At 69.8% G+C, this 18,729-nt stretch carries 19 protein-coding genes; 5 read left to right on the top strand and 14 right to left on the bottom strand.

Annotated features, from left to right (window positions below; translation table 11 throughout):
* Nucleotides 1–118: 118 nt before the first annotated feature.
* The 4 genes from KUTG_RS29785 to ddaH are packed head-to-tail and all read right to left on the bottom strand — an operon-like array spanning nucleotide 119 to nucleotide 2,514.
* Entirely contained in the window at nucleotides 119–835 is a 717-nt protein-coding gene (locus KUTG_RS29785) for a polysaccharide deacetylase family protein (protein WP_043721439.1), read from the bottom strand.
* Nucleotides 836–872: 37 nt separating this feature from the next.
* A complete protein-coding gene (locus KUTG_RS29780) occupies nucleotides 873–1,175 on the bottom strand; it encodes a HEAT repeat domain-containing protein (RefSeq protein ID WP_052395568.1) in 303 nt (100 codons plus the stop codon).
* A 38-nt stretch (nucleotides 1,176–1,213) separates the two neighbouring features.
* Nucleotides 1,214–1,603 carry a PPOX class F420-dependent oxidoreductase gene (locus tag KUTG_RS29775; protein WP_043721437.1) on the bottom strand — a complete coding sequence of 130 codons (390 nt, stop codon included), beginning with the start codon at nucleotides 1,601–1,603 and terminating at the stop codon, nucleotides 1,214–1,216.
* Between the two features lie 41 nt (nucleotides 1,604–1,644).
* Nucleotides 1,645–2,514 carry a dimethylargininase gene (gene ddaH, locus KUTG_RS29770; RefSeq protein ID WP_369794530.1) on the bottom strand — a complete coding sequence of 290 codons (870 nt, stop codon included), beginning with the start codon at nucleotides 2,512–2,514 and terminating at the stop codon, nucleotides 1,645–1,647.
* A gap of 75 nt (nucleotides 2,515–2,589) precedes the next feature.
* Between ddaH and KUTG_RS29765 the strand changes: the two genes are divergently transcribed.
* The 4 genes from KUTG_RS29765 (at nucleotide 2,590) to KUTG_RS29750 (ending at nucleotide 7,078) form a co-directional block, all read left to right on the top strand.
* On the top strand, nucleotides 2,590–3,036 hold the full coding sequence (locus KUTG_RS29765) for an Lrp/AsnC family transcriptional regulator (RefSeq protein WP_043731082.1): 447 nt from the start codon (nucleotides 2,590–2,592) through the stop codon (nucleotides 3,034–3,036).
* Between the two features lie 9 nt (nucleotides 3,037–3,045).
* On the top strand, nucleotides 3,046–3,792 hold the full coding sequence (locus tag KUTG_RS29760) for an enoyl-CoA hydratase (protein ID WP_043721432.1): 747 nt from the start codon (nucleotides 3,046–3,048) through the stop codon (nucleotides 3,790–3,792).
* 252 nt (nucleotides 3,793–4,044) lie between these two features.
* Nucleotides 4,045–5,931 carry a 2-oxoacid:acceptor oxidoreductase subunit alpha gene (locus tag KUTG_RS29755; RefSeq protein WP_043721430.1) on the top strand — a complete coding sequence of 629 codons (1,887 nt, stop codon included), beginning with the start codon at nucleotides 4,045–4,047 and terminating at the stop codon, nucleotides 5,929–5,931.
* Between the two features lie 73 nt (nucleotides 5,932–6,004).
* Entirely contained in the window at nucleotides 6,005–7,078 is a 1,074-nt protein-coding gene (locus KUTG_RS29750; RefSeq protein ID WP_043721429.1) for a 2-oxoacid:ferredoxin oxidoreductase subunit beta, read from the top strand.
* A 58-nt stretch (nucleotides 7,079–7,136) separates the two neighbouring features.
* Here KUTG_RS29750 and KUTG_RS29745 read toward each other — a convergent pair whose 3' ends face one another.
* The 3 genes from KUTG_RS29745 to KUTG_RS29735 form a co-directional block, all read right to left on the bottom strand.
* Complete coding sequence (locus KUTG_RS29745) at nucleotides 7,137–8,504, bottom strand: sunset domain-containing protein (protein WP_052395567.1); 1,368 nt, start codon at nucleotides 8,502–8,504, stop codon at nucleotides 7,137–7,139.
* Nucleotides 8,505–8,637: 133 nt separating this feature from the next.
* Nucleotides 8,638–9,195: a Z-ring associated ZapG family protein gene (locus KUTG_RS29740; RefSeq protein ID WP_157494855.1), complete on the bottom strand. Its 558-nt coding sequence runs from the start codon at nucleotides 9,193–9,195 to the stop codon at nucleotides 8,638–8,640.
* 109 nt (nucleotides 9,196–9,304) lie between these two features.
* Nucleotides 9,305–10,327, bottom strand: coding sequence for a polyprenyl synthetase family protein (locus tag KUTG_RS29735; protein WP_084579954.1), 1,023 nt, complete (start codon nucleotides 10,325–10,327; stop codon nucleotides 9,305–9,307).
* A 216-nt stretch (nucleotides 10,328–10,543) separates the two neighbouring features.
* Between KUTG_RS29735 and KUTG_RS29730 the strand changes: the two genes are divergently transcribed.
* Nucleotides 10,544–10,810 (top strand): helix-turn-helix domain-containing protein, encoded by a 267-nt coding sequence (locus KUTG_RS29730; RefSeq protein WP_232241029.1) that lies wholly within the window; start codon nucleotides 10,544–10,546, stop codon nucleotides 10,808–10,810.
* A gap of 58 nt (nucleotides 10,811–10,868) precedes the next feature.
* Here the strand turns inward: KUTG_RS29730 and nuoN are convergent, their stop codons facing one another.
* The 7 genes from nuoN to nuoH form a co-directional block, all read right to left on the bottom strand.
* Nucleotides 10,869–12,389, bottom strand: coding sequence for an NADH-quinone oxidoreductase subunit NuoN (nuoN, locus tag KUTG_RS29725; RefSeq protein ID WP_084579952.1), 1,521 nt, complete (start codon nucleotides 12,387–12,389; stop codon nucleotides 10,869–10,871).
* Between the two features lies 1 nt (nucleotide 12,390).
* Nucleotides 12,391–13,959 (bottom strand): NADH-quinone oxidoreductase subunit M, encoded by a 1,569-nt coding sequence (locus tag KUTG_RS29720; protein ID WP_043721422.1) that lies wholly within the window; start codon nucleotides 13,957–13,959, stop codon nucleotides 12,391–12,393.
* Complete coding sequence (nuoL, locus tag KUTG_RS29715) at nucleotides 13,959–15,887, bottom strand: NADH-quinone oxidoreductase subunit L (RefSeq protein ID WP_043721415.1); 1,929 nt, start codon at nucleotides 15,885–15,887, stop codon at nucleotides 13,959–13,961. Before nuoL ends, KUTG_RS29720 begins: the two co-directional genes overlap by 1 nt.
* A gap of 15 nt (nucleotides 15,888–15,902) precedes the next feature.
* Nucleotides 15,903–16,202 carry an NADH-quinone oxidoreductase subunit NuoK gene (nuoK, locus tag KUTG_RS29710; protein WP_043721411.1) on the bottom strand — a complete coding sequence of 100 codons (300 nt, stop codon included), beginning with the start codon at nucleotides 16,200–16,202 and terminating at the stop codon, nucleotides 15,903–15,905.
* Nucleotides 16,199–17,026, bottom strand: a complete 828-nt coding sequence (locus KUTG_RS29705) for an NADH-quinone oxidoreductase subunit J (protein WP_043731075.1) — start codon at nucleotides 17,024–17,026, stop codon at nucleotides 16,199–16,201. Before KUTG_RS29705 ends, nuoK begins: the two co-directional genes overlap by 4 nt.
* 20 nt (nucleotides 17,027–17,046) lie before the next feature.
* Nucleotides 17,047–17,571, bottom strand: coding sequence for an NADH-quinone oxidoreductase subunit NuoI (gene nuoI / locus KUTG_RS29700; protein ID WP_043721408.1), 525 nt, complete (start codon nucleotides 17,569–17,571; stop codon nucleotides 17,047–17,049).
* Nucleotides 17,558–18,729 (bottom strand): NADH-quinone oxidoreductase subunit NuoH (gene nuoH / locus KUTG_RS29695; protein WP_043721407.1); only part of this gene is annotated, 1,172 nt, incomplete at its 5' end. The genes nuoI and nuoH, both read right to left, overlap by 14 nt.

Below are 18,729 nucleotides of genomic sequence, written 5' to 3'. Positions count from 1 at the left end.
CGAGCTGATCGGCGTCGTCGAGCAGGAAGCCGTCACCGCGTAGGTCACCGTCCAGAGTGGACTCACGACCGTCGGTCACCAATCCGGTGGCCGACGGTCGTGCGGGTCCTTACGACAGTCAGTGCGTGACCAGCAGCTCGTTCACCGTGACGAAGCGATACCCCTTGGCCCGCAGGCCGTCCACGATTCGAGGCAGGGCCGCGAGATCGGCGTCGTGGTCGGCGTTCCACGGGTGCAGCAGGATGATCGAGCCCGGGCGGACCTGGTCCAGCGTCGTCCGGACGATCGCGTTCGGGTCGTCGTGCGCCGGGTCGCCCGAGTCGGAGTCCGGCTCCACGTCCCAGGTGACCGTCCTGCGGTCGTGGTCGGCCAGGTAGCGCGGCAGCTGGAAGAGCTTCTTGCTGTACGGCGGCCGGAACACGATGTCGCCCTGGTAGCCGGCGTTGCGGATCAGCGCATCGGTCCGTTCGATCTCCGAGGCCACGAAGTCGGCCCCGACGAACACCATCCGGCTGTGCGTGTACGAGTGGTTGGCCAGCTGATGTCCCTGCGCCGCCAGCTGTTCGGCCACTCCCGGGTGCTTCTCCATCTCGTCGCCGATGAGGAAGAACGTCGCCGGCACGTGCTGGTCGGCCAGCGCCTTCTCGATCGACGCCGCCTTGTCCGACGGCCCGTCGTCGAAGGTCAGCGCCACCACCTTCTGCTCCGTGTCCACCCGATACGTCAGGCCGCCGAACAGCTGGAAGGTGCGGGCGTTCATCAGCAGGTACAGCCCCACCCCGCCGCCCGCCAGCACCAGCAGCACCACCGCGGAGATGATCAGCACCTTGCGCATGACCGGCCGACGCGGAGCCCGCCCTTCCGGTTGTCCCTCAGCCGCGTGACTCCTTGCCGCCCAGCATCTCCAGGCCGCGCTTCGCCCAGTCCCTGATCGACTCGTCCTCGTCGTCCCGCAGCTCCGTCAGCAGCGGCCGCGCCGCCTCCGACCGGGCGTCGCCGATCAGTTCCACCAGCCAGCACCGCAGCCCGTGATCTTTCTTCTCGGCCCGGAACTCCGCGATCAGCTCGTCGACGTGCTCCGCCGCATGCGGCCGCAGCATATGGAAGCCGTCCTCCTGCAGCTGCGGGTCGTGCTTGCGCATCAGCCGCATCGCATCCCGGAACCGAAACCTCATGGGATCAGCTTGTCAGCCCGCTTGACGATTTTCGGCGGTCAGGCCGAGAAGCCGGTGATCTTGCGCGGGGTGATGCGGACGATCAGCCGGCGCACGTCGGCGGGTTCGGGCTGCGGGTCCTGGCCGAGGTACTTCTGGGACAGGCGGCGGGGCAGGGACTTGTCGGGGTCCTCGATGAGCTCGACGGTGCCGCGAATGTCGACCGAGTGGTAGGGATTGGCGGCGTCGAAGACGGTGAGGCTGATGCGGGGGTCGCGGGCCAGGTTGCGGGCCTTCTGCTTGTCGGCGGTGACGGAGAACAGCACGGCGTTGCCGTCGGTGGTTATCCAGACGACGGAGGTGTGGGGGCCGCCATCGCGGTCGAGGGTGGCGACGGTGGCGAAGTTCTTGCCGTCCAACAGGGTGCGGGTTGCCTCGTCGAGCTCCATGTACGAGGCAACGCCGCCGGGGCCGGGAGTCTTCCGGGAGATCAGTCCCGGAGTTCCATGGTGCAGCACTTGGGGCCGCCGCCGGACTTGCGGAGCTCGGAGATGTCGACGTAGACGGGCTCGTAGCCGCGAGCGGCGAGGCGGGAGCCGAGGGCGGTGGCCTCGGCGGGCAGGACGACGTTGTGGCCGTCGGAGACGCCGTTGAGGCCGAGGCACTCGGCGTCGGCGGCGGTGGCGATGACGGCCTCGGGGAACAGGCGGCGGAGCACCCGCTGGGAACCGGGCGAGAAGGCCTCGGGGTAGTAGCAGATCTCGGGCCGCGAGGAGCGGTCGTCGAGGACGAACAGCGCGGTGTCGAGGTGGTAGTAGCGGGGGTCGACGAGTCGCAGGGAGACGAAGGGGACGCCGAGGACTTCCTGGGCCTCGGCGTGGGCGCCGGGGTCGGTGCGGAAGCCGGTGCCGGCGAGCAGCACGGTGCCGGTCCACGCGAAGTCGCCCTCGGCCTCGTTGACGGAGGTGGGCATGGTGACGTCGCGGTAGCCGTTGCGCAGGAACCAGCGCCGGAAGTGGTCGGCCTCGGCGGCCCGCTGCTCGGCGCGGAACCGGGAGCCGAGCACGACGCCGTCGATGACGGTGCCGGAGTTGGCGGCGAAGACCATGTCGGGCAGCCCGGGCTCGGGGTCGATGAGCTCGACCTTGTGCCCCAGCGCCTGATAGGTCTCCATCAGCGCGGTCCACTGCTCGACGGCGACCCGCGTGTCCACCGGACGGGCGGGATCCATCCACGGGTTGATCGAGTACTCGACGGTGAAGTACTCCGGGCGGCACATCAGGTACCGACGGGTGGTCGGCACCCGGACCTGGGCGATCTGCTCCGAGGAGGGGAGCGGCGCGTCGAGCGTGGCGGACATGGATCGAAATGTAAATGGTGCGAGGACCATCGATCAACGCCGCTGCATTGCGTCCAATGGTGCAGAATGTTGCGTATGGACGCCATCGACCAGCGAATCGTTTCGTGCCTGGTGACCGACGCTCGGTCCAGCTACGCCGAGATCGGCAGCGCGGTGGGCCTGAGCGCACCGGCGGTGAAGCGCCGGGTGGACAAACTGCTCGATCTGGGCGTCCTCCGCGGCTTCACGGCGGTGGTCGACCCGGAGGCCCTGGGCTGGGGCACGGAGGCCTTCGTGGAGGTGCACTGCCGGGGCAACATCCCGCCGTCGGACATCCGCGGCCGGCTGGAGCCGCTGCCCGAGGTGGTCGCGGCGTACACGGTGTCGGGCGCGGCGGATGCGATCGTGCACCTGCGGGCGGCCAACATCCACCACTTGGAGACGGTGCTGGAGCGGTTGCGCGGCCTGGACATCGTGGACCGTACGATCTCCACGGTGGTGCTCTCGACGCTGCTGGATCGCCCGCCGGCCCCGGAGCACTAGCCTGCGGCCATGAGCCAGATCCTTGTCGACCGTCGCGACCGGGTCGCGGTCCTGACGGTGCACGACCCCGACCGCCGCAACGCCCTGAACCTGGCCCTGGCCACCGAGCTGGCCGAGGCGGTGCGGGCCTGCGAGGCGGACGAGGAAACAGGCGCGATCGTCGTCACGGGGACGTCGCCGGCGTTCTGCGCGGGGGCGGACCTGACGGCGCTGGGCGAGGCCCGGGAGCAGGGCCTGCGGGACATCTACGCGGGCTTCCTGGCGGTGGCGAACTGCTCGCTGCCGACGGTCGCGGCGGTCAACGGGGCCGCGGTGGGCGCGGGCCTGAACCTGGCGCTGGCCTGCGATGTACGGCTGGCCGGCGCCCGCGCGAAGTTCGACGCCCGGTTCCTCCAGCTGGGCATTCACCCCGGCGGCGGCATGACGTGGATGCTGCAACGAATCGTCGGTCCGCAGCAGGCGGCCGCGATGACGCTGTTCAGCCAGGTGTACGACGCGCAGGCGGCGCTGCGGGCAGGCCTGGTGCTCGATGTCGTCGAAGACGTGGTCGAACAGGCGGTCCAGCTGGCCGCAAAGGCGGCGGACGCGCCCCGGGATCTGGTGATCGCGACCAAGCGCACGATGCGGGCCACGGCGGCCGCCGACGCGCACGCCGACGCCGTGGAATTGGAGATCCGCCCGCAGCTGGAGTCGATCGACTCACCGGCCTTCGCCGAGCGGCTGGCGGCGCTGCGGCGGCGCATCAGCAGCAATTGAGGGGAAATCCCACATGTCGGACAGCGACGCACATTACTGTGACGTGCGCCGCAGAACGAAGTCTCACCTTACCGGCGGTAAGTACCGTTAACAGCAGGTGGGAGCGCCGCGCCGAGCCGACGGTGAACAGTGATCACCAAAGACTGCGAGAACACCGGTTGCCCGACGACTACGCTCGTGAGATAGCGCCGGGCCGGCGCCGCCAGTCGGCCAGGGCGTGACGTGGCCGAGGAGAAAGGCACTGTCGAACCCATGAGTATTGACGTGGGTAGGGGGACGCGCACGACGGACGTCCGCAAGGTTGATCGGGTTGTGATCCGCTTCGCCGGCGACTCCGGTGACGGCATGCAGCTCACCGGTGACCGGTTCACGTCCGAGGCCGCCGCCTTCGGCAACGACCTCGCCACCCTGCCGAACTTCCCCGCCGAGATCCGCGCGCCACAGGGCACGCTCCCCGGCGTGTCCAGCTTCCAGCTGCACTTCGCCGACTACGACATCCTCACCCCCGGCGACCGCCCCGACGTGCTCGTGGCGATGAACCCGGCCGCGCTGAAGGCGAACATCGCGGACCTCCCGGCCGGCGGCACGCTGATCGTCAACACCGACGAGTTCACCAAGCGCAACCTGACCAAGGTCGGCTACGCCGCGAACCCGCTCGAGGACGAGTCCCTGGCGCAGTACAACGTGCACCAGGTGGCCATGGCCACCATCACCCGCGCGGCGCTGGAGCCCACCGGGCTGTCGAAGAAGGACGCCGAGCGCGCGAAGAACATGTTCGCGCTGGGCCTGCTGTCGTGGATGTACCACCGGGCCACCGAGGGCACCGAACGGTTCCTGCGCGAGAAGTTCGCCAAGAACCCGGCCATCGCCGAGGCCAACATCCTGGCCTTCCACACCGGCTGGAACTACGGCGAGACCACCGAGTCCTTCGCCGTGACCTACGAGGTCGCCCCGGCCAAGCTGGCCACCGGCACCTACCGCCAGATCACCGGCAACACCGCGCTGGCCTACGGCATCGTCGCGGCCGGGCAGTGCTCGAAGCTGCCGGTGTTCCTCGGCACCTACCCGATCACCCCGGCCTCCGACGTGCTGCACGAGCTGGCCAAGCACAAGAACTTCGGCGTGACCACGTTCCAGGCCGAGGACGAGATCGCCGGCATCGGCGCGGCGCTGGGGGCCGCCTTCGGTGGGGCGCTCGGCGTGACCTCCACCTCCGGCCCGGGCATCGCGCTGAAGTCGGAGACCATCGGCCTGGCCGTGATGACCGAGATGCCGCTGATCGTGCTGGACGTCCAGCGCGGTGGCCCCTCCACCGGCCTGCCGACCAAGACCGAGCAGGCCGACCTGCTGCAGGCCATGTTCGGCCGCAACGGCGAGGCCCCGGTGCCGATCATCGCGCCCCGCTCGCCCGCGGACTGCTTCGACGCCGCCCTCGAAGCGACCCGCATCGCGCTGACCTACCGCACGCCGGTGCTGCTGCTGTCCGACGGCTACATCGCCAACGGCTCCGAGCCGTGGATGATCCCGAACGTCGAGGACCTGCCGGACCTGTCCGTGCAGTTCGCCACCGAGCCCAACGCCACCGACGGCTCGGGCGAGTTCTGGCCATACCTGCGCGACCCGGAGACGCTGGCCCGCCCGTGGGCCGTGCCAGGCACGCCGGGCCTGGAGCACCGGATCGGCGGTCTGGAGAAGGCCGACAAGACCGGCAACATCTCCTACGACCCGGACAACCACGACAAGATGGTCCGGCTGCGCCAGGCCAAGATCGACGGCATCACGGTGGCCGACGCCGAGATCGACGACCCGTCCGGCGCGGCCCGCGTGCTGGTGCTGGGCTGGGGCTCCTCGTACGGCCCGATCGGCGCGGCCTGCCGGCGGGTCCGCCGCCTGGGCATGGACGTCGCCCACGTGCACCTGCGCAGCCTCAACCCGTTCCCGCGCAACCTGGGCGAGGTGCTGGCCCGCTACGACAAGGTCGTCATCCCCGAGATGAACCTGGGCCAGCTGGCCATGCTGATCCGGGCCAAGTACCTGGTCGACGCGGTGTCCTACACCAAGGTCGCGGGTCTGCCGTTCAAGGCCGAGGAACTCCAGGACGTGCTGATCGACTTCGTGAAGGGACTGGACGCAGCGTGAACGAGCTTGCGAGTTCACCATTCAACACCGCGCCTGGCGGTCATGCGGTCGCCGAGCGAAGCGAGGTGGCCGCATGACCGCGATCGACCTCGGGCTTCCGCAGCTGGGTGGGCTCGCGGGCGTGCCGACCTTCGAGGGCAAGCAGACGGCCAAGGAGTACAAGACCGACCAGGAAGTGCGCTGGTGCCCGGGCTGCGGCGACTACGCCGTGCTCGCCGCCGTGCAGTCCTTCCTGCCGGATCTCGGCCTCAAGCGCGAGAACATCGTGTTCGTGTCGGGCATCGGCTGCTCCAGCCGCTTCCCGTACTACATGAACACCTACGGCATGCACTCCATCCACGGGCGTGCCCCGGCCATCGCCACCGGCCTGGCCACCTCGCGTGAGGACCTGTCGGTCTGGGTCGTCACCGGCGACGGCGACGCGCTGTCGATCGGCGGCAACCACCTGATCCACGCGCTGCGCCGCAACGTCAACCTCAAGATCCTGCTGTTCAACAACCGGATCTACGGCCTGACCAAGGGCCAGTACTCGCCCACCTCCGAAGAGGGCAAGGTCACCAAGTCCACCCCCATGGGCTCGCTGGACCACCCCTTCAACCCGGTGTCGCTGGCGCTGGGCGCCGAGGCGTCGTTCGTGGGCCGGGCGCTGGACTCCGACCGCAAGGGCCTCACCGAGGTGCTGCGGGCCGCGGCCGAGCACCGCGGCTCCGCGCTGGTCGAGATCTACCAGAACTGCCCGATCTTCAACGACGGCGCGTTCGACGTGCTCAAGGAGTCGGGCGAGCGCGAGGAGCGGCTGGTGCCGCTGCGGCACGGCGAGCCGATCAAGTTCGGCGCCGAGGGCCAGCACGGCGTGGCCCGCGACCCGAAGACGGGCTCGCTGAAGGTCGTCGAGGTGGCCGAGGTCGGCGAGGAGAACCTCGTCGTGCACGACGCCACCCTTGAGGACCCGTCGTATGCGTTCGCGCTGTCCCGGCTGGGCAACCACAACCTGGACCACACCGTCACCGGCGTGTTCCGCAACGTCCAGCGGGCCACCTACGACGACCTGGCCCGACACCAGGTCGAGACGGCCAAGGCCGCGAAGCCGGCGGATCTGGCCGGTCTGCTGCGTGGCAAGGACACCTGGACCGTGCTGGCCGACTGACGGCTCACACACGACAACGGCCCCCGGCGATCTCGCCGGGGGCCGTTGGTCGTTTCGCTTACGAGCCGGAGGTGAAGCCCGCCCGCTCGGCCTCGTCGGTGCTACGGAACCAGACCTCGGCCAGCACGGCGTCGAAGTCGCCGCTGCCGGCCGCGTGGTACGTGCGCGTGCCGATGACCGCCTTGACGCTGTAGTCGTCCGAGGGGGCCGAACCGTCCGGCTTGGGCAGCGCCGAGCCGGGCCCGAACGGGGTCCGCGGACCGCCGCTGGAGGGCCGGCGGATCGGGGCCGCGTCGGTGTTGCGCGGCATCGAGCTCAGCGCCCGAGGCCGGAACGGGGCCGGGTCGAACGGCTGCGGGCCGACGCCGAGGCCGTTGCCGCCGCGCGGCCACGAGTTGCTCACCGTGCGCTTGGGCAGGCCGGCCGGGGTGGACGTGACCACCGGCGGCTTCGGCTGCTCGTTGGCCAGCAGCTCGGGGGCCAGGATCGGCGTGAACGGCACCGAGTCGGTGGACGAGAACGACCGGGTCGTCGGCTCCTGGATCGGCGTGAAGCCGTCGAGGTCGTCGTACGGGTCCTCGCCCTCCGGGTCCAGCACCGGCTCGAACAGGGAGCGAGGCCGCGACACCGCCTCCATCGGGGCCGGCTCCGGCCGAGGCTGCGGCTGCGGGCGGGTCGGCAGCGGCGACGCCGACTCGGCCGGCTCCGGCGGGGTCACGCTGCCGGGCGGGGTGAGGGCGCCGGGCGGGATCGGCTTGCCGAACTGGTTGGGGTCCAGCCGGATCGGCTCGGCCAACGCCTCCAGCTGCACCTCGTCCTCGGCCTGGGGCGCCTGCTCACCGGACTCCGCGTAGGCGTGGACCGGATGGAAGGCGTCGGCCAGGTTGGCATCCGGCTGCGGCTCGTAGGCCGTCACCGGCTGGAACGCGTCAGCCGGCTCAAAGGCCTCGACCGGCTGGTAGGGCTCGGCCGACTGGAAGGGCTCCGGCAGCTGGAACGGCTCCGGCGCGTAGGCCGGTTCCGGCTCCGGCTCGAAGGCGTGCGCCGGCTCGTTGTCGGCCAGGCTGTGCCGCGGGGCCTGCTCCTCCTCCTGGTCCGCCGGCTCGTCCTCGGCCAGCTCGCCGGCCAGCCGCCGCTCCTGCACGGCCTTCTCCGCCGCGGCGATCACCGACACCTTGACCGGGCCCGTGGTCTCGGCGGCCGCCTCCCGCTCGGACGCGGTCAGCTCCTCCTCGGCGATGTCGTCGACGAGGGGCTCGTCCTCGAGGTCGTCGGCCGGGGCGTGCGCGAGCTGGCCGTGGGCCTGGGTCGCCGGGCCGACATCGGCCAGCTCCATGTCCTCGTGGTCGTCGCGGGCCGGCGGCAGGATGCTGGTGGTCTCCGCCGCGTTCGCCTCCCCGACCAGCCGGTTGATCGCGGCCGTCATCTCGGCCGGGCTGGGGTTGGGGATGGGCGGCGCGGCCGGGACCGGGGCGTGGATCTGGGTCGGCTGGTCGTCGGCCGGGGGCTGCGGCTGCTCGGGCGCCGGCTGCGGCTCGGGGTCCGCCTCGGGCTCGGGCTCAGGCTCGTGCTCCGCGACGGCGGGCTCCGGCTCGACCGTCGCGACCGGTTCGTGGACGGGCTCCGATTCCGGCTCGGCGTGGTGGTCGTGCTGCTCGAAGGCGGGAGCGGTCCGCGAAGGTCGTGGCCGGCTCGACCGGTTCCGGCTGCTGATACGGCTCCGGCTGCTGATACGGCTGGGCGTAGCCGAGGTCCGGCTCGTGCGTGGGGGCGTAACCGCCCGGCTCGGGCGTCGGGGCGTAGCCGTCCGGCTCGGGGACCGGCGCGAGCAGCGTGCGCTGCTCCTGGTCGTGCTCCCGCTCCCAGGAGGGCCGCCGGTCCTGGTCCCAGCCGGCGTTGGCCAGCGGGCGCTCGTCGACGATGCCGGTCCGCTCGGCGTCGGTCTCCGCGGGCACCGGCGGTGGTAGGGCCTCGGCCCGCTTCGCCTTGGCCAGCTGGATCTCCAGCGTCCTGACCTGCCTGCGTAGCGGACGTGTGAACAGCAGGTGGTCCAACACCGCGCCGATCACGAACGCAAGCAGGCAGAGCAACCACACCTGCCCGAACACCCACATCACCGGACTACACCCTCCTAGTGCCTGCTGGCCCTTGCGGCAGGCTAACGGCCGCCGGCCCGTTCGGGGGCCTTGCTCGTTCAGGGCAGCATGACACTAACGGGTGAGCTGTTCAGTATGTGCGTGCCACCACGTAGTCGGCCAGCGAGTCGAGCGCGTCCCGGGCCGGACCGGCGGGAAGCGCGGCCAGGGCGGCCCGGGCCCGGTCCGCGTAGCCGTTCAGCGTCTGCCGGGCCTGCTCCATGCCGGCCGACTCGCGCAGCAGCTTCAGGGCCTCGTCCACCAGGGTGTCGTCGGTGATCGGGCCGGCCAGCAGCTCGCGCAGCCGGTCGCCCTGCGGGTCCGGATCGGTCAGCGCGTACAGCATCGGCAGCGTGCGGACACCCTCGCGTAGATCCGTTCCGGGCGTCTTGCCCGATTCGACGGCCGGGGAGGCGATGTCGATGATGTCGTCCGAGATCTGGAACGCCGAGCCGCAGGCGTCGCCGAACGTGCTCAGCGCCCGCACCTGGTCCGGGCCCACGCCCGCGAACATGCCGCCGAACCGGCCGCACGTGGCGATCAGCGAGCCCGTCTTCTCGTCGATGACCTTCAGGTAGTGCGCCACCGGGTCCTGGCCCGCAGCCGGGCCGATCGTCTCCCGCATCTGGCCCGTGACCAGCTGGCTGAAGGTGGCCGCCATGATGTGGCCCGCCTCCGTGCCCAGGTCGGCCACCAGCTTCGAGGCGTGCGCGAACAGGAAGTCGCCGGTCAGGATGGCGATCGTGTTGTCCCAGCGGGCGTTGGCGCTGACCGCGCCGCGGCGCATCGTCGCCTCGTCCATCACGTCGTCGTGGTACAGCGTGGCCAGGTGGATCAGCTCCACCACCGCCGCCGCCTTGGTCACGTCCTCACGGTCCGCGTCCCCGAACTGCGCCGCCAGCAGCGTGAACAGCGGACGGAAGCGTTTGCCCCCCGCGTCCACCAGGTGCAGCGAGGTCTCCGTGACGAAGTCGAGATCGCTCTGCACGACCGACCGCAGCAGGTTCTCGACTCTGCCCAGGCCGTCCTGCACCGCGTCGGCCAGCGCCGGATCGGCGAAGTCGAATCGGATGCCCCGCTCCGAGGCGGTATGCGTGTGCTGGTTGCCCGTCACGTGGATGTGTCCCCTACAGCGGCCCGGCTGCTGGCTGTTTCCCCAGCAGTAGTGTCACGTCCCCAGCAGCGTAATCGCCGTGAGATCCGTCGTGCCTGGGTAGTGGTGCGGAGAACTCCAGGATAGCTCCGTCGCGTCGCCCCGCAGTCACCCGATCACGGACCGTCGCCTCTCCGGCAGCACCCCTTGGTCACTTACCGCATCCAACCTGTCACTTTGAGGGAGCTGCGCGATCGACGCATGGCCGAGCCCGGGGCAGGTGAGGGCTACGCGGCCGCGCGGCTGGCCTACGAGCTCGGCAAGGACGTGCGGGAAAGGCGTGAGCAGCTGGGCTGGACCCAGGGGCAGCTGGCAACGGCGGCCGGCATGACGCAGTCGGCGGTGGCGCGGTTCGAGGCGGGCGGGACGGTGCCGACGATTCCGGTGCTGGAGCGGCTGGCCCAGGCGCTCGGTGCGAAACTCGTGGTCAAGCTCGCGGCCTGAGACGACGAGAAAGGGGCGGTCCCGGATGGGGCCGCCCCTTTCGGGTGGAAAACGGGACTCAGCCCAGGAAGCCGACGTGGGCCCAGTCGAGCAGGAAGCCGGGGACGACGCCGAGCAGCAGGGTGATGAAGACGCCGAGGGAGATGGCGACCATGGTGAAGGTGCCGGGCACGGTGACGGTGGGGCCGTCCTCGGCGGGCTCGCTGAAATACATCAGGACGACGACGCGCAGGTAGAAGAACGCGGCGACGGCGCTGAAGATCAGGGCGATGACGACGAGGGGGGCCATGCCGTCGCGCAGGGCGGCGGAGAAGACCACGAACTTGCCGATGAAGCCGCTGGTCAGCGGGATGCCGGCCAGGGCCAACAGCAGGAAGGTGAACACCGCGGCCAACAGGGGCGACCGCTTGGCCAGGCCGGCCCATTCGGACAGGTCGGAGGCCTCGCCGTTGCCCTTGCGCACCAGGGAGATCACGCCGAACGAGGCGATCGTGGTGAAGCCGTAGGCCACCAGGTAGAACAGGGTGGACTGCAGGCCGTCGGCGTTGATGGCGATGGCGCCGACCAGCAGGAAGCCGGCGTGGGCCACCGAGGAGTAGGCGATCATGCGCTTCACGTCGGTCTGGGTGAGACCGAAGATGGCGCCGATGGCCATGGACACGATGCACACGGCCCACAGCACGCCCCGCCACTCCCACTGGGTGGACTGGAAGGCGACGGTGAGCACCCGCAGGATGCCGCCGAACGCGGCGACCTTGGTGCAGGCGGCCATGTAGGCGGTCACGGGGGTGGGGGCGCCCTGGTAGACGTCCGGGGTCCAGGTGTGGAACGGACCGACGGCGGCCTTGAACAGCAGGCCGACGACCAGGAGCCCGAGGCCGGCGAACAGCAGGGTGTCGGACCGGTCGGTGCCGACGGCGGCGTTGGCGATGTCGGCGAGCCGCACGGAGCCGGCGTAGCCGTACAGCAGCGCGGTGCCGTAGAGGAAGAACGCCGAGGCGAAGGCGCCGAGCAGGAAGTACTTGACGGCGGCTTCCTGCGAGATGAGCCGGCGCTTACGGGCCAGGCCGCACATCAGGTACAGCGGGAGGCTGAGCACCTCCAGCGCGATGAACATGGTCAGCAGGTTGTTGGACGCGCTGAACACGAGCATGCCGCCGAGGGCGAACAGGAACAGCGGGAACGCCTCGGTCTGGAGCGCGCCCTCCGGGTCGACGGTCCGGTCGGCCAGCAGGAGCAGGGCCAGCAGGCCCAGCGCCAGCAGCGTGCCCCACAGGAACAGGGCGGGCTGGTCGATGGAGATGACGTTGGCCAGGGTCAGCACGCCGGTGTGCCCGGCGACCCCGCCCTTGGCGGCGTCGCTGTTCATGAACAGGATCAGCGCGACGCCGGCGGCCAGGATGGCCACCACGCACAGCGCGACCTGGGCCGCCCAGCGCGCCTCCTTGGCCAGGAAGGCCTCGAAGAGCACGCCGAGGCAGGCCGCGCCGAGAATGATCAGGATGGGCGCGATCGCCGCGTACGACACATCGGGCGGCGATATCTGGCTCGGGGCCTGCAGGAGGAAATTGGAGAGCACGTCACTTGCCTTCCTGCGCGGGCACCGGATCGGTCACGCCCACTGCGCTCATGGTCGCCGACACCGACGGGCCGACGATGTCCAGCACCGGCTTGGGGTACACACCAAGCACCAGAATCAACAGCACCAGCGGCGCCAGCACGAGCAGCTCACGCTTGTTCAGGTCGGTCACCGCGGCCTTGCCGGGGTCGGTGGCCGCGCCCGGACCGCCGGACACGCCCACGAGGGCGTTGCCCCGCACCGGACCCTGCATGACCCGCTGGTACAGCCACAGCACGTACAGCGCGGCCAGGATCATGCCGATGGTGGCCAGCACCGCGTACACCGGTTGCGTCGGGTAGGAGCCCAGCAGCACCAGGAACTCCGAGATGAAGGAGTTGGTGCCGGGCAGCGACAGCGTGGACAGGCCGGCCACCAGGAACAGGCCGGCCAGCACCGGGGTCAGCTTCGACATGCCGCCGTAGTCGGCGATCTTGGTCGACCCGCCGCGGGCGATCACCATGCCGATCACCAGGATCAGCATGCCGGTCGCGATGGAGTGGTTGACCATGTACGACACCGCGCCGACCTCGGACTGCGAGGTGAAGGCGAAGATGCCGATCGCGATGAAGCCGAAGTGGGCGATCGACACGTACGCGATGAGCCGCTTGAGGTCGGTCTGCCCGACCGCGAGCAGCGAGCCGTACAGCACGCCGATCACGCCCAGCACCAGCACCAGCGGCGCCAGGACCTTGCTGGCCTCGGGGAACATCGGCAGCAGGTAGCGCAGGAAGCCGAAGGTGCCGACCTTGTCCAGCACGCCGACGAGGATCACGGCCACGCCGATCGGCGCCTGCTCGGCGGCGTCGGGCAGCCAGGTGTGCAGCGGCACCAGCGGCGCCTTGATGGCGAAGGCCAGGAAGAAGCCGAAGAACAGCCACACCTGGGTGCCCAGCGGCGCGTCCCGCACCACGGTCACCAGCGTCGCCCAGTCGAAGGTGCCGTGCCCCAGCTTGTCGGCGGCCAGCGAGTAGCAGCCGATCGCCGAGGCCAGCATGATCAGGCCGCCGAGGAACGAGTACAGGAAGAACTTCACCGCCGCGTACTGACGGCGGGCGCCGCCGTAACCGCCGATGAGGAAGTACATCGGGATCAGCATGATCTCGAACAGCACGTAGAACAGGAACACGTCGGTGGCGGCGAACACGCCGACCATCAACGCCTCCTGCACCAGGATCAGCGACAGGAAGCCGCCGGCCGAGCGGCCGGCCGGCAGCTTGTCGGCCCAGCCGGCGCCGATCACGATCGGCACCAGCAGGGCGATCACGCCGATCATCACCAGCGCGATGCCGTCGACGCCGAACGACAGGTGCACGCCCAGCTGCGACATCCAGTCCACCGAGGAGGAGGCCTGGATGCGGGCGCCGCCCGGCTCGTAGCTGATCCACAGCAGCACCGCGAGCACGAACTCGGCCAGGGTCACGCCGAGCGCGGCGATCTTGGCGGTCCGGTCGTCGTTCTTCAGGAACGCCACCACCAGCGCGCCGACCAGCGGCAGCACCAGCAGGGCGATCAGCAACCCAGTTCCCATCAGGAGAACCTCACCATCAGCAGTGCCGCGACCACCAGGACGGAGCCGCCCAGCATGGTCAGCGCGTAGGACCTGACGAACCCGGTCTGGGTGCGCCGCAGCAGCGAGGACAGGAAGCCTAGGGTGCCGGCCAGCCCCGTGACGGCGCCGTCGACGCCCTTGTCGTCCAGCACGACCAGGCCCCGGGTGAGGGCCTCGCCCGGCTTGGCGAACAGCGCCTCGTTGACGGCGTTGCCGTACAGGTCGGCGCGGGCCGCGCGGACGGGCCACGACACCTTCTCCGGCCGCTGCACCGGAACGTCCTTGCGGCCGACGAACAACCAGGCCGCGCCGGCGCCGATCACCATGAGCGCCAGGGAGATCACCGTCAGGCCGATCCCCGGGATCGGGCCCTCGCCGTGCTCGCGGAGCTGGCCGAGGGACGGCTCCAGCCACTGCGCCAGGCGGTCGCCGCTGGTGAGGAACCAGCCGGCGCCGATGGAGCCGACGGCCAGGATGATCATCGGCACGGTCATCACGGCCGGCGACTCGTGCGGCTGGAAGTCCTTGCCGTCCTCGGACTTGATGTCCTTCCAGCGTTCCTTGCCGAAGAAGGTCATCAGCATCAGCCGGGTCATGTAGAACGCCGTCAGCGCCACGCCGAGCATGGCCGCGCCGCCGAACACCCAGGCGTGCCAGCCCTCTCCGGAGAACGCCGCCTCGATGATGGCGTCCTTGGAGTAGTAGCCGGACAGGAACGGGAAGCCGATCAGGGCCAGGTAGCCGAGGCCGAAGGTGACGAACGTGATCGGCATCCGCTTGTACAGGCCGCCGAACTTGCGCATGTCGACCTCGTCGTTCATGCCGTGCATGACCGAACCGGCCCCGAGGAACAGCCCCGCCTTGAAGAAGCCGTGCGTGAGCAGGTGCACGATGCCCAGCGCGTAGCCGATCGGGCCGAGGCTGACCGCGAGGATCATGTACCCGATCTGGCTGACGGTGGAGTAGGCCAGCACCTTCTTGATGTCGTCGTAGGCGCAGCCCACGATGCACCCGATCAGCAGCGTGATCGTGCCGATGATGGTGACGACCAGCCGCCCGTCCTCGGTGAGGTCGTAGATCGGGTTGGACCGGGCGATCAGGTACACACCGGCGGTGACCATGGTTGCCGCGTGGATGAGGGCCGAGACCGGGGTCGGGCCCTCCATCGCGTCGGGCAGCCAGGACTGCAGCGGGAACTGGCCGGACTTGCCGCAGGCGCCGAGCAGGAGCAGCAGGCTGATGGCCAGGATGGTGCCCGGCGACAGCTCGTGGATCCGTGCGAAGACCTCGGTGTACTGCGTGGTGCCGAGGTTGGCCCACAGCAGGAAGATCGCGATGGCCAGGCCGACGTCGCCGACCCGGTTCATCAGGAAGGCCTTCTTGGCCGCGGTCGCCGCGGACGGCCGGTTCTGGTACCAGCCGATCAGCAGGTAGGACGCGAGACCGACGCCCTCCCAGCCGAAGTACAGCGTCACGAAGCCGTTGCCCAGCACCAGCAGCAGCATCGCCGCGACGAACAGGTTGAGGTAGGCGAAGAACCGCCGCCGCCCGTCGTCGTGCGACATGTAGCCGATGGAGTAGATGTGGATCAACGCGCCGACGCCGGTGATCAGCAGCACGAAGGTCACCGACAGCGGGTCCAGCCGCAGCCCGAAGTCGATCGCCAGCGACTTCACCGGGATCCACGAGAACAGGTGCAGCTCCGAGACCCGCTTGTCGGCCTCGTGCCCGGTGATGTCGAAGAACAGGATCACGCCGTACACGAAGGCGGCCAGCACCGTCGCGCAGCCGAGCAGATGGCCCCACTTGTTGGCGGCCCTGCCGGCCAGCAGCAGGATGACCGCGCCGACCAGGGGCAACACGAGCAGCAGCCAGGCGAACTGCCCGACCGCGGAGATATCCGTCATTTTCCCGGTCGCCCCTTAGTACTTGAGCAGGTTCGAGTCGTCGACCGAGGCCGAGCGACGGGTCCGGAAGATGGCCATGATGATGGCCAGGCCGACCACGACCTCGGCGGCGGCCACCACCATCACGAAGAACGCCATCACCTGGCCGTCGAGCTGGCCGTTGATCCGCGAGAACGTCACCAGCGTCAGGTTCACGGCGTTGAGCATCAGCTCGATGCACATGAACACGACGATGGCGTTGCGCCGGACCAGCACGCCGATCGCGCCGATGCTGAACAGCAGCGCGGACAGCAGCAGGTAGTAGGTCGGCGTCATCGCTTCGCCTCCTCGCTCGTGCCGGTCAGCGCGTGCGCGTCGGCGTGGTGCTCGGTGCCGGCGACCTCGGCCCGGTCGTGCTCGAACGTCTCCGAGGCGGTGGCCTCGATCAGCTCGGACAGCGACTCGGGGGCCACGGAGCCGTCCGGCAGCAGCGCCGGGGTGGCCACCGAGTTGGCCGTGGCGAACACGCCGGGGCCGGGCAGCGGCGAGGGCCGGTTGCCGCGGAAGCGCTCGATCACCAGTTCGCGCTGGGACTTGAGGGCCTGCTTGCTCTTGCCGACGAAGGCCAGCACCATCGCGCCGACGGCGGCGGTGATCAGCAGCGCCGAGGTCAGCTCGAACGGGAACAGGAAGTCGGTGAAGATCAGCTTGCCGACGTTGTTGAGGTTGCCGCCCTGGTTGGCCTGGGCCAGCCCGACCGACGGCACCGCCGACACGGCCCGCAGCAGCGCCGAGACCGCGACACCGGCGAAGCCGATGCCGAAGATCGCGGCGATGACCCGCTGCCCGCGCAGCACTTCCACCACGGAGTCGGAGCTGTCCCGGCCGACCAGCATCAGCACGAACAGGAACAGCATCATCACGGCGCCGGTGTAGACGATGATCTGCACGAAGCCCAGGAACGGCGCCTGCTGCAGCATGTACAGCACGCCCAGGCTGAGCATGGTCAGCACCAGGAACAGCGCCGAGTGCACGGCGTTGCGGGCGAACAGCATGCCCAGCCCGCCGAGCAGGGCCAGCGGGCCGAGGATCCAGAAGCCGATGGCCTCGCCCGTGGTGACCACGTCCGGCGCGGGCGGCGCGGTCTCCTGCTGCTGCATCACGAACTGGATGAGCGCGCTCACTTGGCCGCCTCCCCTCGCGCGAGTTCGGGGCCGTTGACGTAGTAGTCCTGCTCGTTCTCGCCCAGCCGCATCGGGTGCGGCGGCTGCTCCATGCCGGCCAGCAGCGGCGCCATCAGGTCTTCCTTGGTGAAGATCAGGCGCTGCCGGTCGTCGTCGGCCAACTCGTAGAAGTTGGTCATGGTCAGCGAGCGGGTCGGGCAGGCCTCGATGCACAGGCCGCAGCCGATGCACCGCAGGTAGTTGATCTGGTAGTCCTTGCCGTACCGCTCACCGGGCGAGTAGCGCGCGTCCTCGGTGTTGTCGCCGCCCTCGACGAAGATCGCGTCGGCCGGGCAGGCCCACGCGCACAGCTCGCAGCCGACGCACTTCTCCAGCCCGTCCGGGTGGCGGTTGAGCTGGTGCCGGCCGTGGTAGCGCGCGGCGGTCGGCCGGTAGTCCTCCGGGTACTGCTCGGTCACGACCTTCTTGAACATCGTCGAGAAGGTGACGCCGAAGCCCTTGAGGGGATCAAGAATCCCCATCGCTGGCCTCCTTCGGGGTGGACGACGCCGCCACGGCAGCGGGTTCGGGCGATTCGGACGGCTTCGCCACGGCCTGGCGGCGCTTGGGCGCCTTGGGGACCTTGAGGTCCAGCGGCGGCAGCGGGTAGCCGCCACCGGTGACCATCACCCGGTCCGGGTCGGAGGCCTTGCGGCGCTCGGGAATGAGCGCGACGACAACGAGAATGCCGACGATCATGATGCCGAACAGCGCGATCGTGCCGCCGACGCCGAGGCTGTCCTTCTGCGGGCCGTTGAGCGCGCGGACGCAGACCACCAGCACGATCCACACCAGGCTGACCGGCACCAGGGCCTTCCAGCCGATGCGCATGAACTGGTCGTAGCGCATGCGGGGCAGGGTGCCGCGCAGCCAGACGAAGATGAACAGCAGCACCATCATCTTGCCCACGAACCAGAGCACGCCCCACCAGCCGGTGTCGAGATAGCCGTCGGCGATGAGGTTGAGCGGGAACGGCGCGTGCCAGCCGCCGAGGAACAGCGTCGTGGCGAAGGCCGAGACGGTGACCATGTTGATGTACTCGGCCAGGAAGAACAGCGCGAACTTGAGCGAGCTGTACTCGGTGTGGAAGCCGCCGACCAGCTCCGACTCGGCCTCGGCCAGGTCGAAGGGGGCCCGGTTGGTCTCGCCGACCATGGACACCAGGTAGATCACGAAGCTCGGGAACAGCGTGAGCACGTACCACAGGCCCTGCTGCGAGTTCACGATCTCGGAGGTGGACAGCGAGTGCGACAGCAGGACCACGCCGACGATGGACAGGCCCATCGCGATCTCGTAGGAGATCACCTGCGCGGCCGAGCGCAGCGCACCCAGCAGCGGGTAGGGCGAGCCCGACGACCAGCCGGACAGCACGATGCCGTACACGCCGATGGACGAGCAGGCCAGCACCACCAGGACGCCGACCGGCAGGTCGGCCAGCTGGATGGCCGTGTCATGGCCGAACATGCTCACTTCGCCGCCGAACGGCATCACCGAGAAGGCGAGGAAGGCCGGCACCGCGGAGATGACCGGGGCCAGGAAGAACACCCACTTGTCGGCCAGGATCGGCCGGATGTCCTCCTTGAACGCCAGCTTCAGGCCGTCGGCCAGCGACTGCAGCAGGCCGGCCGGGCCGACCCGGT

It is taken from the genome of Kutzneria sp. 744 (assembly GCF_000568255.1).
Taxonomy (GTDB): Bacteria; Actinomycetota; Actinomycetes; order Mycobacteriales; family Pseudonocardiaceae; genus Kutzneria.
The sequence above is the reverse complement of the archived record's forward strand: the minus strand, read 5'-3'. Positions and strand labels throughout refer to the sequence as shown.

Excerpts from the sequence above, each read along its gene's own strand:
- KUTG_RS29785 (WP_043721439.1), bottom strand. The coding sequence starts at position 835 with ATGCGCAAGGTGCTGATCATCTCCGCGGTGGTGCTGCTGGTGCTGGCG.
- KUTG_RS29780 (WP_052395568.1), bottom strand. The coding sequence starts at position 1,175 with ATGAGGTTTCGGTTCCGGGATGCGATGCGGCTGATGCGCAAGCACGAC.
- KUTG_RS29775 (WP_043721437.1), bottom strand. The coding sequence starts at position 1,603 with ATGGAGCTCGACGAGGCAACCCGCACCCTGTTGGACGGCAAGAACTTC.
- ddaH (WP_369794530.1), bottom strand. The coding sequence starts at position 2,514 with ATGTCCGCCACGCTCGACGCGCCGCTCCCCTCCTCGGAGCAGATCGCC.
- KUTG_RS29765 (WP_043731082.1), top strand. The coding sequence starts at position 2,590 with ATGGACGCCATCGACCAGCGAATCGTTTCGTGCCTGGTGACCGACGCT.
- KUTG_RS29760 (WP_043721432.1), top strand. The coding sequence starts at position 3,046 with ATGAGCCAGATCCTTGTCGACCGTCGCGACCGGGTCGCGGTCCTGACG.
- KUTG_RS29755 (WP_043721430.1), top strand. The coding sequence starts at position 4,045 with ATGAGTATTGACGTGGGTAGGGGGACGCGCACGACGGACGTCCGCAAG.
- KUTG_RS29750 (WP_043721429.1), top strand. The coding sequence starts at position 6,005 with ATGACCGCGATCGACCTCGGGCTTCCGCAGCTGGGTGGGCTCGCGGGC.
- KUTG_RS29745 (WP_052395567.1), bottom strand. The coding sequence starts at position 8,504 with ATGACGGCCGCGATCAACCGGCTGGTCGGGGAGGCGAACGCGGCGGAG.
- KUTG_RS29720 (WP_043721422.1), bottom strand. The coding sequence starts at position 13,959 with ATGGGAACTGGGTTGCTGATCGCCCTGCTGGTGCTGCCGCTGGTCGGC.
- nuoL (WP_043721415.1), bottom strand. The coding sequence starts at position 15,887 with ATGACGGATATCTCCGCGGTCGGGCAGTTCGCCTGGCTGCTGCTCGTG.
- nuoK (WP_043721411.1), bottom strand. The coding sequence starts at position 16,202 with ATGACGCCGACCTACTACCTGCTGCTGTCCGCGCTGCTGTTCAGCATC.
- KUTG_RS29705 (WP_043731075.1), bottom strand. The coding sequence starts at position 17,026 with ATGCAGCAGCAGGAGACCGCGCCGCCCGCGCCGGACGTGGTCACCACG.
- nuoI (WP_043721408.1), bottom strand. The coding sequence starts at position 17,571 with ATGGGGATTCTTGATCCCCTCAAGGGCTTCGGCGTCACCTTCTCGACG.